Below are 12,993 nucleotides of genomic sequence, written 5' to 3' on the forward strand. Positions count from 1 at the left end.
TTATAAGGAATCCAAGAATACTGTCAACGCCTTTTTTTAAAAAAATTATGATTTTTTTACCGACTCAACAACACTGCACATTCCATGCAAAACCAAGTCTGGAATGTAGCTGTACTGGTAGTCCAAAAGGGATGCCAACTGGGCCGCATCGCCGCCTGTTAAAAACAATTTAAACTGTGTCTGCAGTTGCTGGTTTAAATCAACGACCACTTGGTTAACAAAGGCAGCGGACATATATAAGGTACCTGCCAAGACTGCACTCGCCGTATTGTTCGCCAATAAGTTTTGTGACATGTCTTCCGGTAAATCGTTATTTGTTGGCATCTCTAAGAGCGCCGTTCCAGTAGCCAAAGAATTATGCATGGTGCTTAAACCTGGAACAATAAAACCACCCTTATGCTGCCCATCAATCACGGCATCAATGGTTAAAGCAGTACCGGCATCAACAACAATAAACGGTTGCGTCGTTATGGCTAAAGCACCTTGCATTGCCAACCAACGATCACTCCCCAATTTATGAAAATCTGCATAACCAGAGGTTAAACCGCAGCAACTACGCTGCGCATTGAGTTGAGTAGGAATAATATTCCAATGCTGCTGAATTGCAGACGTTAACTCATCCAAATTTTGCAAACTACCAACCGTTGAAAAGTAAACTTCGTCTATATCATTCACTTCTGCAAAAAGCGATTGTTCAATGTTGGCTAAAAAATCTTGCACCAGTTCCGCGCCAAGATACTCATAATGACCGTCTTCAGAGACAGCATATTTGATACGGCTGTTGCCGACATCGATAAAAATTCTATTCATAGTTCATTACATGGCCTAATTGAGACCGATCCTGAATGATATTTGTGTAAGGTGTCATTAATGCGCACTAATAACTCTCCCGCGCTATTCAGACCTTGATACAAGCCCTGCTGTACCGAGCCCGTATCATACACAAATACGTTTTCACCGACAGCAAAATAATCGCGCTTTTTCAGGGATAAGTACTGTTTTTCAAATGAATCCTGGCAATAATTGGCACTTAGACAAATTAACGCCTCAATTAAGCCAACGAAAAATTGTCTTAATCTCTTTTGCTCAAAATTAGCAAGGCCACAACCTACTTTTGCAAAACTCGGAACCGAATTGCGCTCGCTAAATACCATCTCATCACTGTCAGCATTTAATCCAATGCCAATAATTAACCACACACCTGCAGCATCGACATGCTTCACTTCTAACAATATCCCCCCGAGCTTACCTAAACAGCCATGCTGAACAAGAAGCATATCGTTAGGCCACTTGAAATAGGCATCAATTCCCAAATGAGTGCGCAATGAATCTAAAACAGTCAAAGCAATCAATGGCGATAAACCGCTTAAATGGGTAACGGAAACGGGAACCGGCAACAACAAACTAAAGGTTAAATCTCGATTATCAGAATGCCATTTACGTTGTTGCTGGCCATAACCCGCCATTTGTTGCTGTGTATAACAGAGCGTGGCTTGTCGCTCAGGGAGTGCTTTTAAAAAACCATTTGTGGAATCCAGCGTTGTAAACAAGGCCAAATCTAAGTCTGGAAAATTCTGAGTTAACTCGGCGTGTAATAATTCAAGAGAGCGAAACATTGCGCAATAATCATTTGTTAATTAAAGAGTCATCTTATTACGTTTACGTCATTTTTCAGATAAAAAAGCATAAACCAGAATTTTAGGCAAAAAAAAACCGCTGCTCGGAAGGAGTCAGCGGTTTTTAGGATATAAGCTTGGCGATGACCTACTCTCACATGGGAACTCCCACACTACCATCGGCGCTGAAACGTTTCACTTCTGAGTTCGGTATGGGATCAGGTGGGTCCATCTCGCTATTGTCACCAAGCAATTCGGTGTGCTGTGCTGGGTCGCTTTGTTTCACGCTCGCCAACACGGCAAATAGGTTTGAAATAATGTTTTGCAATTGCTGTTTTTAATAGGGGTAACTTACTTAACCTTAAACACTCAAGGTATTTATGCCATCTCTAAATCTTAGCCCTCATCTTCACTCTCTCGTTCGCACGACAAAAGTTACTTTTGAGTTGTATAGTTAAGCCTCACGGGTAATTAGTACAAGTTAGCTTCATACATTACTGCACTTCCACACCTTGCCTATCAACGTCGTAGTCTCCAACGGCCCTTCAGAAGACTTAAAGTCTAGGGAGAACTCATCTTGATGCAGGTTTCCCGCTTAGATGCTTTCAGCGGTTATCCTTTCCGAACATAGCTACCCAGCAATGCCATTGGCATGACAACTGGAACACCAGCGGTTCGTCCACTCCGGTCCTCTCGTACTAGGAGCAGCCCATCTCAATTCTCCAACGCCCACGGCAGATAGGGACCGAACTGTCTCACGACGTTCTAAACCCAGCTCGCGTACCACTTTAAATGGCGAACAGCCATACCCTTGGGACCGACTTCAGCCCCAGGATGTGATGAGCCGACATCGAGGTGCCAAACACCGCCGTCGATATGAACTCTTGGGCGGTATCAGCCTGTTATCCCCGGAGTACCTTTTATCCGTTGAGCGATGGCCCTTCCACACAGAACCACCGGATCACTAGAACCTACTTTCGTACCTGCTCGACGTGTCAGTCTCGCAGTCAATCACCCTTATACTCTTGCGCTCATTGCACGATGTCCGACCGTGCTGAGGGTAACTTCGCGCTCCTCCGTTACACTTTAGGAGGAGACCGCCCCAGTCAAACTACCCACCATACACTGTCCCTGAGCAGGATTCACTGCCCGAGGTTAGAACCTCAACATTACCAGGGTGGTATTTCAAGGACGGCTCCACGACAACTGGCGTCATCGTTTCATAGCCTCCCACCTATCCTACACAAGTAAGGTCAAAGTCCAGTGCAAAGCTGTAGTAAAGGTTCACGGGGTCTTTCCGTCTAGCCGCGGGTACGCAGCATCTTAACTGCGAGTTCAATTTCGCTGAGTCTCGGGTGGAGACAGTGTGGCCATCATTACGCCATTCGTGCAGGTCGGAACTTACCCGACAAGGAATTTCGCTACCTTAGGACCGTTATAGTTACGGCCGCCGTTTACCGGGGCTTCGATCAAGAGCTTCGCTTGCGCTAACCCCATCAATTAACCTTCCGGCACCGGGCAGGCGTCACACCGTATACGTCATCTTTCGATTTTGCACAGTGCTATGTTTTTAGTAAACAGTTGCAGCCACCTGGTCTCTGCAACCCCCACTAGCTCAGAGAGCAAGTCTCGTCACCCGCAGGGGCACACCTTCTCCCGAAGTTACGGTGTTATTTTGCCTAGTTCCTTCACCCGAGTTCTCTCAAGCGCCTTGGAATTCTCATCCTGACCACCTGTGTTGGTTTGGGGTACGGTTTTTTGTAACCTGAAGCTTAGAAGATTTTCTTGGAAGCATGGCATCAACCACTTCGCTCAAAATAGAGCTCGTTATCAGTTCTCAGCATAAAGTATCCCGGATTTGCCTAAGATACATGCCTACAACCTTGAACCTGGACAACCATCGCCAGGCTGGCATAGCCTTCTCCGTCCCTCCATCGCAGTTACAAAAAGTGTAGGAATATTAACCTACTTCCCATCGACTACGCATTTCTGCCTCGCCTTAGGGGCCGACTAACCCTACGTCGATTAACGTTGCGTAGGAAACCTTGGTCTTTCGGCGAGGGTGCTTTTCACACCCTTTATCGCTACTTATGTCAGCATTCGCACTTCTGATACCTCCAGGACACTTTACAATGCCCCTTCGCAGGCTTACAGAACGCTCCTCTACCATGCACTATGTGCATCCGCAGCTTCGGTACACTGCTTAGCCCCGTTAAATCTTCGGCGCAGGCCGACTCGATCAGTGAGCTATTACGCTTTCTTTAAAGGGTGGCTGCTTCTAAGCCAACCTCCTGACTGTCTGAGCCTTCCCACATCCTTTCCCACTGAGCAGTGTTTAGGGACCTTAGCTGGCGGTCTGGGTTGTTTCCCTCTTGACAACGGACGTTAGCACCCGCAGTCTGTCTCCCATGATTGTACTTGTTGGTATTCGGAGTTTGCAATGGGCTGCTAATCCTTGACGGACCGCTAGACCATAACAGTGCTCTACCCCCAACAGTAAGACATGAGGCACTACCTAAATAGTTTTCGAGGAGAACCAGCTATCTCCGAGCTTGATTAGCCTTTCACTCCGATCCACAGCTCATCCCCGCATTTTTCAACATACGTGGGTTCGGTCCTCCAGTACCTGTTACGGCACCTTCAACCTGGCCATGGATAGATCGCCCGGTTTCGGGTCTACGCCATGCAACTATTCGCCCAGTTAAGACTCGGTTTCCCTACGGCTCCCCTATTCGGTTAACCTTGCTACATAACGTAAGTCGCTGACCCATTATACAAAAGGTACGCAGTCACCCCTCAAGGAGGCTCCCACTGCTTGTACGTACACGGTTTCAGGTTCTATTTCACTCCCCTTCTGGGGTTCTTTTCGCCTTTCCCTCACGGTACTGGTTCACTATCGGTCGGTAGAGAGTATTTAGCCTTGGAGGGTGGTCCCCCCGTCTTCAAACAGGATTTCTCGTGTCCCGTCCTACTCGATTTCACCACTAATAAGTTTTCGTATACGGGACTATCACCCTGTATCGTTCGACTTTCCAGACGATTCTACTAACTTAATAATGGCTTAAGGGCTGGTCCCCGTTCGCTCGCCGCTACTTAGGGAATCTCGGTTGATTTCTTTTCCTCCGGGTACTTAGATGTTTCAGTTCCCCGGGTTAGCTTCCTGCAAGCAGGATATCCATTAAGGATGGGTTTTCCCATTCGGAGATCAACGGGTCATAGGGTATTTGCCACCTCACCGTTGCTTTTCGCAGGCTATCACGTCCTTCATCGCCTTCTACCGCCTAGGCATCCACCGTGTACGCTTAGTCACTTAACTATACAACTCAAAAATAACCTTAACCTTTTGTGTCGCAGGGGCTTTCTTCATCTGATCCATTACTTGCTAAAATAATGCACCATCCAAAAGTCTTTCAATTAAAGCCTAATAAGTTGACAATGACTAAGATTCATCGCTGACACAAATACACTTGAGTATTCTCAATTAAGTATTGCGTTACCTATTACTTTCGATTGTTAACTTGCGATTAACAATCCAGCAATTGATTGAATGATTGGAGATCATTCAATCTCGTTATTATGACATTCGGCTGTCATAACAAACATTATTCCAAATTTTTAAAGAACTTCAGTTTTGAGCAACTGAGAAGCGGAATTATAACATTCTCTTCTCAACTTCAAAATAAAACTGTTAATAATTTCTTAGCTTTTACGCTAAAACTTTATTAACAGGCTTACTGTGGAATTGGTGGGTCTGGGTGGATTTGAACCACCGACCTCACCCTTATCAGGGGTGCGCTCTAACCAACTGAGCTACAGACCCAATCGCTGAGTCCGTCTTAACCAACTCAGGTAAATTGGTGGAGCTATGCGGGATCGAACCGCAGACCTCCTGCGTGCAAGGCAGGCGCTCTCCCAGCTGAGCTATAGCCCCTAATTTTGGTAATTCAGAAAGAATTTATGTGAAAGCTCGCCTTAACTCGTAACCTTTTTATCTTAAAGGAGGTGATCCAGCCGCAGGTTCCCCTACGGCTACCTTGTTACGACTTCACCCCAGTCATGAACCACAAAGTGGTAAGCGCCCTCCAAAAGGTTAAGCTACCTACTTCTTTTGCAATCCACTCCCATGGTGTGACGGGCGGTGTGTACAAGGCCCGGGAACGTATTCACCGCGACATTCTGATTCGCGATTACTAGCGATTCCGACTTCATGGAGTCGAGTTGCAGACTCCAATCCGGACTACGAGAGGTTTTTTGAGATTCGCACACTGTTGCCAGCTAGCTGCTCTTTGTACCCCCCATTGTAGCACGTGTGTAGCCCATCCCATAAGGGCCATGATGACTTGACGTCGTCCCCGCCTTCCTCCGGTTTATCACCGGCAGTCTCATTAGAGTTCTCAACTAAATGGTAGCAACTAATGATAAGGGTTGCGCTCGTTGCGGGACTTAACCCAACATCTCACGACACGAGCTGACGACAGCCATGCAGCACCTGTGTCCAAGTTCCCGAAGGCACATCTCCATCTCTGGAAACTTCTTGGCATGTCAAGGGATGGTAAGGTTCTTCGCGTTGCATCGAATTAAACCACATGCTCCACCGCTTGTGCGGGCCCCCGTCAATTCCTTTGAGTTTTAATCTTGCGACCGTACTCCCCAGGCGGTCAACTTATCGCGTTAGCTTCGCTACTAACCTTTTTAATAAGGCCAACAGCTAGTTGACATCGTTTACGGCGTGGACTACCGGGGTATCTAATCCCGTTTGCTACCCACGCTTTCGCACCTCAGCGTCAGTTTTAGTCCAGGAAGGCGCCTTCGCCACTGATGTTCCTCCAGATATCTACGCATTTCACAGCTACACCTGGAATTCCCCTTCCCTCTACTAAACTCAAGATTGCCAGTATCAAATGCCGTTCCCAGGTTGAGCCCGGGGCTTTCACATCTGACTTAACAATCCGCCTACGCGCGCTTTACGCCCAGTAATTCCGAATAACGCTTGCACCCTCTGTATTACCGCGGCTGCTGGCACAGAGTTAGCCGGTGCTTCTTCTGAAGGTAACGTCAAACCATGCCGATATTAGCGACACAATCTTCCTCCCAACTGAAAGTGCTTTACAACCCTCGGGCCTTCTTCACACACGCGGCATGGCTGGATCAGGCTTTCGCCCATTGTCCAATATTCCCCACTGCTGCCTCCCGTAGGAGTCTGGGCCGTGTCTCAGTCCCAGTGTGGCTGATCATCCTCTCAAACCAGCTAGAGATCGTCGCCTTGGTAAGCCTTTACCTTACCAACTAGCTAATCTCACTTAGGCTCATCCTTTAGCGATAGCTTACATGTAGAGGCCACCTTTACTCCGTAGAGCGTATTCGGTATTAGCGTACGTTTCCATACGTTGTCCCCAACTAAAGGGTAGATTCCTAAGCATTACTCACCCGTCCGCCACTCGTCAGCAAGAGAGCAAGCTCTCTTCTGCTACCGTCCGACTTGCATGTGTTAGGCCTGCCGCCAGCGTTCATTCTGAGCCAGGATCAAACTCTTCAGTTTAATCTTGCTAGATGTATTTCGATTCGTTCTCACGAATATTTAACACTCGGAATTGACAAAGTAAGCATGATAAATAAATAATAAATTATTCATTACCAAGTACATATTGTCATAAATTTCGAGATTTTTTTGCGGTTACTCACTAAGGGAGCTTCCACATAAATTATCTCTGAATTACCTAATTTTTAAAGAGCTTCAACTTGGTTCGCTGTGCGTTCCTCGTTGGTAGGCCGCGCATTTTATAGAAGAGTTAATTTCTTGTCAAATGTTTTTTCAAACTTTTTTCAAAAAATTTTGTCGTTCTACTTTTTTACGACCCGTTAAATCGTTTCTTTACCTCAAAACCGCTTAGAGAACCCTCTAAAACAACCTCAAGTAAATCAACCACTTAACTTCAATTTTTCTCGTCTTTCTGTTCCGCGTTTCGCTTCCCCCTCAAGACAGGTGCGTATTCTAGGCATTTCACAAAACAACGCAACCCCTTTTTTCGCTTTTTTTGCTTTTATTACGGATTTCTTTTACCAAACACCCTTATACCCACAAACTCACACTTTATCCACAGGGTTATGCACAGCACGCCCGCCAAACTTGCTTTTTTCTCCCCCTTAAAACCAATAAAGCCGCTTGGAATAGCGGCTTTAAAAAGGTAATTAGCTCAATAATGGTTTAATGGATAGTGACTCGAGCAAATTTACGTTTACCCACTTGATAAACTGAAGTTGTTCCGCCCGGCATTAATTGTCGAGAGTCTTCGACTTTCTCACCATTAATCTTTACTGCGCCTTGCTGTGTCATGCGATGCGCTTCAGACGTGGTTTGCACCAATCCAGCTTCTTTTAATAAGTTCGCCAAGGGCATCTCACCTTCCAAAGTCACTTCCGGCATCTCATCTGGAATCGCGTTCTTAGAGAATTTGGTTTCAAAATCTTTTAACGCTGCCTGCGCCGCTTCTTCGGAATGGAAACGAGCAATCAGCTCCAACGCTAATTTCACTTTAACATTACGCGGGTTCTCGCCATTGGCGACCGCCTGCTTCAATCCTTCGATCGTTTCAAGCGATTCGAATGACAGTAGTTCATAATAACGCCACATTAATTCATCGGAAACCGACATCACTTTACCAAACATATCGTTCGGCTCGTCTTTAATACCGATATAGTTACCCAATGATTTCGACATTTTCTGCACACCATCCAAACCTTCCAGAATCGGCATGGTTAAGGTGCATTGTGGCTTCTTGCCATAATGACTCTGCAGGGTACGCCCCATTAGCAAGTTAAACTTCTGGTCGGTTCCACCTAATTCGATATCCGCATCCATCGCAACCGAATCGTAACCTTGAACTAATGGATACAAAAATTCATGAATCGCTATCGGCGTGCCTGACTTGTAACGATCTTCAAAATCGTTACGTTCCAACATACGCGCAACCGTTTGCGTCGCAGCCAGTTTAATCATATCCGCCGCGGACATCTGACCCATCCACTCGGAGTTAAACATAACGGTGGTTTTGGCTGGATCCAAAATTTTGAAAACCTGTTCTTTATAAGTTTCGGCATTTTTAGCAATCGCTTCCACTGACAATGGAGGGCGCGTTGCACTTTTACCGGTCGGATCGCCAATCATCGCGGTGAAATCACCAATTAAAAACAACACTTCGTGGCCTAAATCCTGAAACTGCTTGAGCTTATTAATCAGTACCGTGTGACCTAGGTGTAAATCCGGCGCTGTTGGATCAAAACCCGCTTTAACACGTAACGGCTTCCCGCTCTCTAAACGTTCAATAAGTTCTTTTTCGACGAGAATTTCTTCTGCACCACGTTTAATAATCGCTAACTGTTCTTGTACTGATTTCATATGACTTTAATTTTTCTTTATGAATGTAAACCCCGTGTCGTAAGACACCTGGTTGATTTAAAATGTTTACTCGGTTTATGTAAAGTGACGCAAAATTAAGTCTTCCTAACCACAAAGTACGGTATCGGTATTTAATTGCAAGCGGCCAGTCAACTCAGCGACCGAGTTTAAATTATGCTGTTTAAGGTATTTGGCAATCCCTTTATTCACTTTTTTGACAATCAACGGATCTTTCGCCACCGCTGTCCCAATCGCGACCATCGACGCACCTGCCAAGAAAAACTCAATGGCATCTTCTGCACTGGCGATACCACCCAAACCGATAATTGGAATATTGTGCTGCTTAGCAACCTGATAGACCTGATGCACTTTCAACAGTGCAACCGGTTTAATTGCTGGACCAGATAGACCGCCTTGATTATTCCCCAATGTCGGGCGCTGGCTGTGAATGTCAATCTGCATCCCCATCAACGTATTAATCGCCGACAACGCATCGGCACCAGCATCAATCACTCGACGCGCCCCTTCGGCAATATCAGTCTGATTTGGTGACAACTTCACAATCAAAGGTTTACTGGTCGCTGCACGACACGCCTCAACCACCCGCGCCGCCATTTCTGGATCATTGCCAAAGGCCGCACCGCCCTTTTTGACGTTTGGACAAGAGATATTAATTTCCATTGCCGGCAATGCGGTTTGATCAAACAGACGAACCACTTCCACATACTCTTCGATGGATGAACCGGACACATTGATGATGAACTGCGTTGCACTCATATCCAGCTTCGGCAAGTACTTGGCAATCACTTCACGTGCACCTGGATTTTGCAGACCGACTGAGTTAAGCAAACCGCTTGGTGACTCCATGACGCGCTCCGGCTTATTACCCAGTTTGGGCTCTAAGGTCGTGCCTTTTAAAAACACCGCACCGACATCCTTATTGGAAAAGCCGCAAACTGACTGGTATTCTATGCCGTATCCAGCATTCCCAGAGGCCATTGCCACCGGGTTTTGAAACTGAATACCACAGATATTGACTGACAAATCCATATAGATGACTTCCTAATTATGTTGCATATTATTCTTTATGAGCCGGAAATTCCGCAAAACACCGGCGCCTTGATTCGCCTGAGCGCCAATATGGGCGCACATTTACATTTAATCCATCCGATCATGTTTGATTTGAGCGAAAAAAAAGTACGCCGTGCCGGACTGGATTACGCCGAACTGGCCAATGTGCATGAACATGCCAATTTGCAAGCGTGTTTGGCAACCATACAACCCAACCGGGTCTTCGCGCTCACCACTAAAACCACACGTTATTATACCGATGAAACCTTTCAAGACGGCGATGCGTTTTTATTTGGTCCGGAAAGCCGAGGCTTACCAAAAGAAGTTATTGAAAGCCTACCTTTTGAACAACGTCTAACCATTCCAATGGTGCCAGGCGGCCGCAGCCTAAATCTCGCCAACGCGGTATCAGTAATGGCCTATGAAGCTTGGCGGCAACTCGACTTTAGCATGTCTTTAAAATAAACCGCTTAATCAGTTTCCGGTTTGCCATCGCGCGCAAGCAACGCTTGCGCCGCTTGCTGCGGACTGATTTGACTTTCAACCAATCGAAATACCTGCTGCATAATCGGCAAATCCAAATCTAGACGTTCTGCTATTTGCTGTACAGCCCGCACAGCTTTAACACCTTCGACCACTTGCCCAATACTAGCGAGAACCTCATCAACTTGAGCATTAGGCTGCGCTAATTGATAACCAAAGCGGCGATTTCGTGACAAATCATCGGTACACGTCAACACCAAATCACCTAAACCAGCTAAGCCCATCATGGTTTCAGTCTGCCCACCCAGCGCCATACTTAAGCGCATCATCTCCGCCATACCCCGCGAAATCAAAGCGGCTCGTGCATTCGCGCCCAAGCCCAATCCATCCGAAACCCCAGTAGCGATGGCCATGATATTCTTATAAGCGCCACCCACTTCAACACCAACCACATCACTTTGCGTATACATACGAAAGTTTTGATGATGAAACGCTTGCGCCCAAAACTCGGCTTCTTCAAGGTATTTAGAAGCACTAACCATTGCTGTCGGCAGACCATGTGCCACCTCTTCGGCAAATGTCGGACCAGACAGGACAGCCCATGGTGTTTGCGCGCCCAATATCTGATTAGCCACCTTATGCAAAAGCAGCAATGAATCCGGCTCGAAGCCTTTGGTTGCCCAAGCAAAATGCAAAGGCGTTGCTCCTAAAAGGGGTGCCAACTGCTGCAGCACCTCACGAAACACGTGACTAGGCACAACCAACAAAATGCCGTCCACCCCAGCAACTGCTTGCGCTAAATTAGCACTGATTTGTAAACCTTCAGGAAAACAACAACTTTTAAGATAACGCCGATTTTCACGCTCGGCATCAAGCTGCCGAGCACTCTCTTCGGAATGCGTCCAAAGCGTGACCGCATGACCAACACGCGAAAGATGCATCGCCAACGCTGTACCCCAAGCGCCAGCACCTAAAACCGCAATTTTCTGCATCGTTAGGTCACTCATCGGTTCACCAATCCAATCACCTTATCGACTATTGTGCGGTTGGCTGCTGAGCATTCTGCTGACTTTGTAAATGACTGTGATACATCGCGTCAAAATTAACCGGCTCCAACAACAACTGCGGAAAACCACCGCGCTGAACCAAGTCCGATACCACTTCACGAGCGTACGGGAACAGTGTATTTGGACAACCTGAGCCTAATAAATAACCTAGCTCGGCTTCTTCAAAACCTTTCAGTGTAAAAATACCTGCTTGTTCGACCTCGCATAAAAATGCGGTTTTATCTTCAACTTTAGTCGTCGCAGTGACGCGCAAAACAACGTGAAAAACATCCTCTCCTAATTTTGAACTTTCCACATTTAAATCAACCGCCAACTGTGGCTGAAAATTTGTAGTAAACAGTTCTGGCGTGTTTGGTGATTCAAACGAGATATCTTTGGTGTAGATTTTTTGGATTGAAAACACTTGTTGTTCAGACATAATTTTTTCCTAAATTTGATTCAGTCACTAAGCGCAAAAGCCCTTAGTTAAAAAGCACAAAGGCAAGCCAAAGCTTGCCTTAAAATTCCCATCAACTGCGCGACGGCTTAACCATTTAACAGAGTATCAAGCTGACCACGTTTATCCGCAGCGGAAAGATCATCAAACCCTCCCACATGATGCTCGCCAATGTAAATTTGTGGCACGGTGTTACGGCCAGTCTTGGCTTCGAGCGCCGCCCAGGCATCACGGTCATTACCGATATCAATCACTTCATACTGCACACCCTTGCCGTCAAGCAAACGCTTGGCCATATTACAAAATGGGCAGCTACGAGTGAGATAGATTACAACTTGTGGCATATCTTGCTCCTTAATCAACACCGGCTGTTTTAGCTGTTTGACTTGTTTTTGTTTTTTTTTGAACGTTCACGCCCAACAGGCAATCCTGCCGCTTTCCACGCAGTGATACCGCCGCGTAAATTGTGAACAGCGGTGTAACCGTCTTTGACCAAGGTCATTGCCGCGCGCGACGAACGACCACCACTCAAGCAATACACTAAAATGGGTGCGCTTTTGTCTTTAGGCAATTGCGACAACTTACTCGCCAACTCGCCAACCGAAATATTGGTCGCGTTACCGATATAACCATCACGATATTCACCGGATGAACGCACATCCAAAACAAACGCGTCATCATTGTACAAACGAATCGCTTCATCCGCACCCACCGTTTTAAACCCGGCAATTTTATCGCCTACATAGCTATAAGCCAGCATGACTATCACTACCAGTAGCGCAATAAACAGAAACATCTGTTCTTGCATAAATTCACTAAACATTCAGGATCCTTTGCGAGAGTAAAATCAAACCTGATGATTTTAACAGCGTAAATCGCTACAATAAACGGAATTTACGTAAATTTTTTAAATATGGTATGAAC

The 12,993-nt window shown here is 46.2% G+C and carries 9 protein-coding genes, 2 tRNA genes and 3 rRNA genes; 1 reads left to right on the plus strand and 13 read right to left on the minus strand.

The genetic code is table 11. The features are described from left to right. Window positions 1-45: 45 nt before the first annotated feature. The 9 genes from HRR27_RS11795 to HRR27_RS11835 form a co-directional block, all read right to left on the minus strand. A complete protein-coding gene (locus HRR27_RS11795) occupies window positions 46-810 on the minus strand; it encodes a type III pantothenate kinase (protein WP_173274045.1) in 765 nt (254 codons plus the stop codon). Next, window positions 807-1,550, minus strand: a complete 744-nt coding sequence (locus tag HRR27_RS11800; protein WP_173274046.1) for a biotin--[acetyl-CoA-carboxylase] ligase — start codon at window positions 1,548-1,550, stop codon at window positions 807-809. Before HRR27_RS11800 ends, HRR27_RS11795 begins: the two co-directional genes overlap by 4 nt. A gap of 201 nt (window positions 1,551-1,751) precedes the next feature. Next, a 5S ribosomal RNA gene (rrf, locus tag HRR27_RS11805) occupies window positions 1,752-1,866 on the minus strand. A gap of 200 nt (window positions 1,867-2,066) precedes the next feature. Further along, window positions 2,067-4,932: ribosomal RNA gene (locus HRR27_RS11810) — 23S ribosomal RNA — on the minus strand. Window positions 4,933-5,359: 427 nt separating this feature from the next. Next, a tRNA-Ile gene (locus HRR27_RS11815) sits at window positions 5,360-5,436 on the minus strand. A gap of 35 nt (window positions 5,437-5,471) precedes the next feature. Further along, window positions 5,472-5,547, minus strand: a tRNA-Ala gene (locus tag HRR27_RS11820). Between the two features lie 64 nt (window positions 5,548-5,611). Further along, window positions 5,612-7,155 (minus strand): 16S ribosomal RNA (locus HRR27_RS11825). The 16S, 23S and 5S rRNA genes sit together here with 2 tRNA genes alongside, the layout of an rRNA operon. Before the next feature lie 666 nt (window positions 7,156-7,821). Then, complete coding sequence (tyrS, locus tag HRR27_RS11830) at window positions 7,822-9,012, minus strand: tyrosine--tRNA ligase (protein ID WP_173274047.1); 1,191 nt, start codon at window positions 9,010-9,012, stop codon at window positions 7,822-7,824. Between the two features lie 105 nt (window positions 9,013-9,117). Next, window positions 9,118-10,062, minus strand: a complete 945-nt coding sequence (locus HRR27_RS11835; protein WP_173274048.1) for a dihydroorotate dehydrogenase — start codon at window positions 10,060-10,062, stop codon at window positions 9,118-9,120. Window positions 10,063-10,080: 18 nt separating this feature from the next. Between HRR27_RS11835 and HRR27_RS11840 the strand changes: the two genes are divergently transcribed. Further along, on the plus strand, window positions 10,081-10,548 hold the full coding sequence (locus HRR27_RS11840; protein WP_173274049.1) for a tRNA (cytidine(34)-2'-O)-methyltransferase: 468 nt from the start codon (window positions 10,081-10,083) through the stop codon (window positions 10,546-10,548). Window positions 10,549-10,553: 5 nt separating this feature from the next. Here HRR27_RS11840 and HRR27_RS11845 read toward each other — a convergent pair whose 3' ends face one another. From HRR27_RS11845 to HRR27_RS11860, 4 genes are all read right to left on the minus strand, one after another. Continuing rightward, the gene (locus HRR27_RS11845; RefSeq protein WP_243830838.1) at window positions 10,554-11,573 is read right to left on the minus strand and encodes an NAD(P)H-dependent glycerol-3-phosphate dehydrogenase; all 1,020 of its coding nucleotides are present in this window, start codon (window positions 11,571-11,573) and stop codon (window positions 10,554-10,556) included. 28 nt (window positions 11,574-11,601) lie between these two features. Then, window positions 11,602-12,051 (minus strand): protein-export chaperone SecB, encoded by a 450-nt coding sequence (secB, locus tag HRR27_RS11850; protein WP_173274050.1) that lies wholly within the window; start codon window positions 12,049-12,051, stop codon window positions 11,602-11,604. Between the two features lie 107 nt (window positions 12,052-12,158). Then, window positions 12,159-12,413 carry a glutaredoxin 3 gene (grxC, locus tag HRR27_RS11855; protein WP_173274051.1) on the minus strand — a complete coding sequence of 85 codons (255 nt, stop codon included), beginning with the start codon at window positions 12,411-12,413 and terminating at the stop codon, window positions 12,159-12,161. Between the two features lie 29 nt (window positions 12,414-12,442). Further along, complete coding sequence (locus HRR27_RS11860; RefSeq protein ID WP_173274052.1) at window positions 12,443-12,892, minus strand: rhodanese-like domain-containing protein; 450 nt, start codon at window positions 12,890-12,892, stop codon at window positions 12,443-12,445. Between the last annotated feature and the right edge of the window lie 101 nt (window positions 12,893-12,993).

This window comes from Thiosulfatimonas sediminis (genome assembly GCF_011398355.1).
Classification (GTDB): Bacteria; Pseudomonadota; Gammaproteobacteria; order Thiomicrospirales; family Thiomicrospiraceae; genus Thiomicrorhabdus; species Thiomicrorhabdus sediminis_A.

What these genes read in the sequence shown, in the direction of transcription:
- HRR27_RS11795 (WP_173274045.1), bottom strand. Translation starts at nt 810, where the DNA reads ATGAATAGAATTTTTATCGATGTCGGCAACAGCCGTATCAAATATGCT.
- tyrS (WP_173274047.1), bottom strand. Translation starts at nt 9,012, where the DNA reads ATGAAATCAGTACAAGAACAGTTAGCGATTATTAAACGTGGTGCAGAA.
- HRR27_RS11835 (WP_173274048.1), bottom strand. Translation starts at nt 10,062, where the DNA reads ATGGATTTGTCAGTCAATATCTGTGGTATTCAGTTTCAAAACCCGGTG.
- HRR27_RS11840 (WP_173274049.1), top strand. Translation starts at nt 10,081, where the DNA reads ATGTTGCATATTATTCTTTATGAGCCGGAAATTCCGCAAAACACCGGC.
- HRR27_RS11845 (WP_243830838.1), bottom strand. Translation starts at nt 11,573, where the DNA reads ATGAGTGACCTAACGATGCAGAAAATTGCGGTTTTAGGTGCTGGCGCT.
- secB (WP_173274050.1), bottom strand. Translation starts at nt 12,051, where the DNA reads ATGTCTGAACAACAAGTGTTTTCAATCCAAAAAATCTACACCAAAGAT.
- grxC (WP_173274051.1), bottom strand. Translation starts at nt 12,413, where the DNA reads ATGCCACAAGTTGTAATCTATCTCACTCGTAGCTGCCCATTTTGTAAT.
- HRR27_RS11860 (WP_173274052.1), bottom strand. Translation starts at nt 12,892, where the DNA reads ATGTTTAGTGAATTTATGCAAGAACAGATGTTTCTGTTTATTGCGCTA.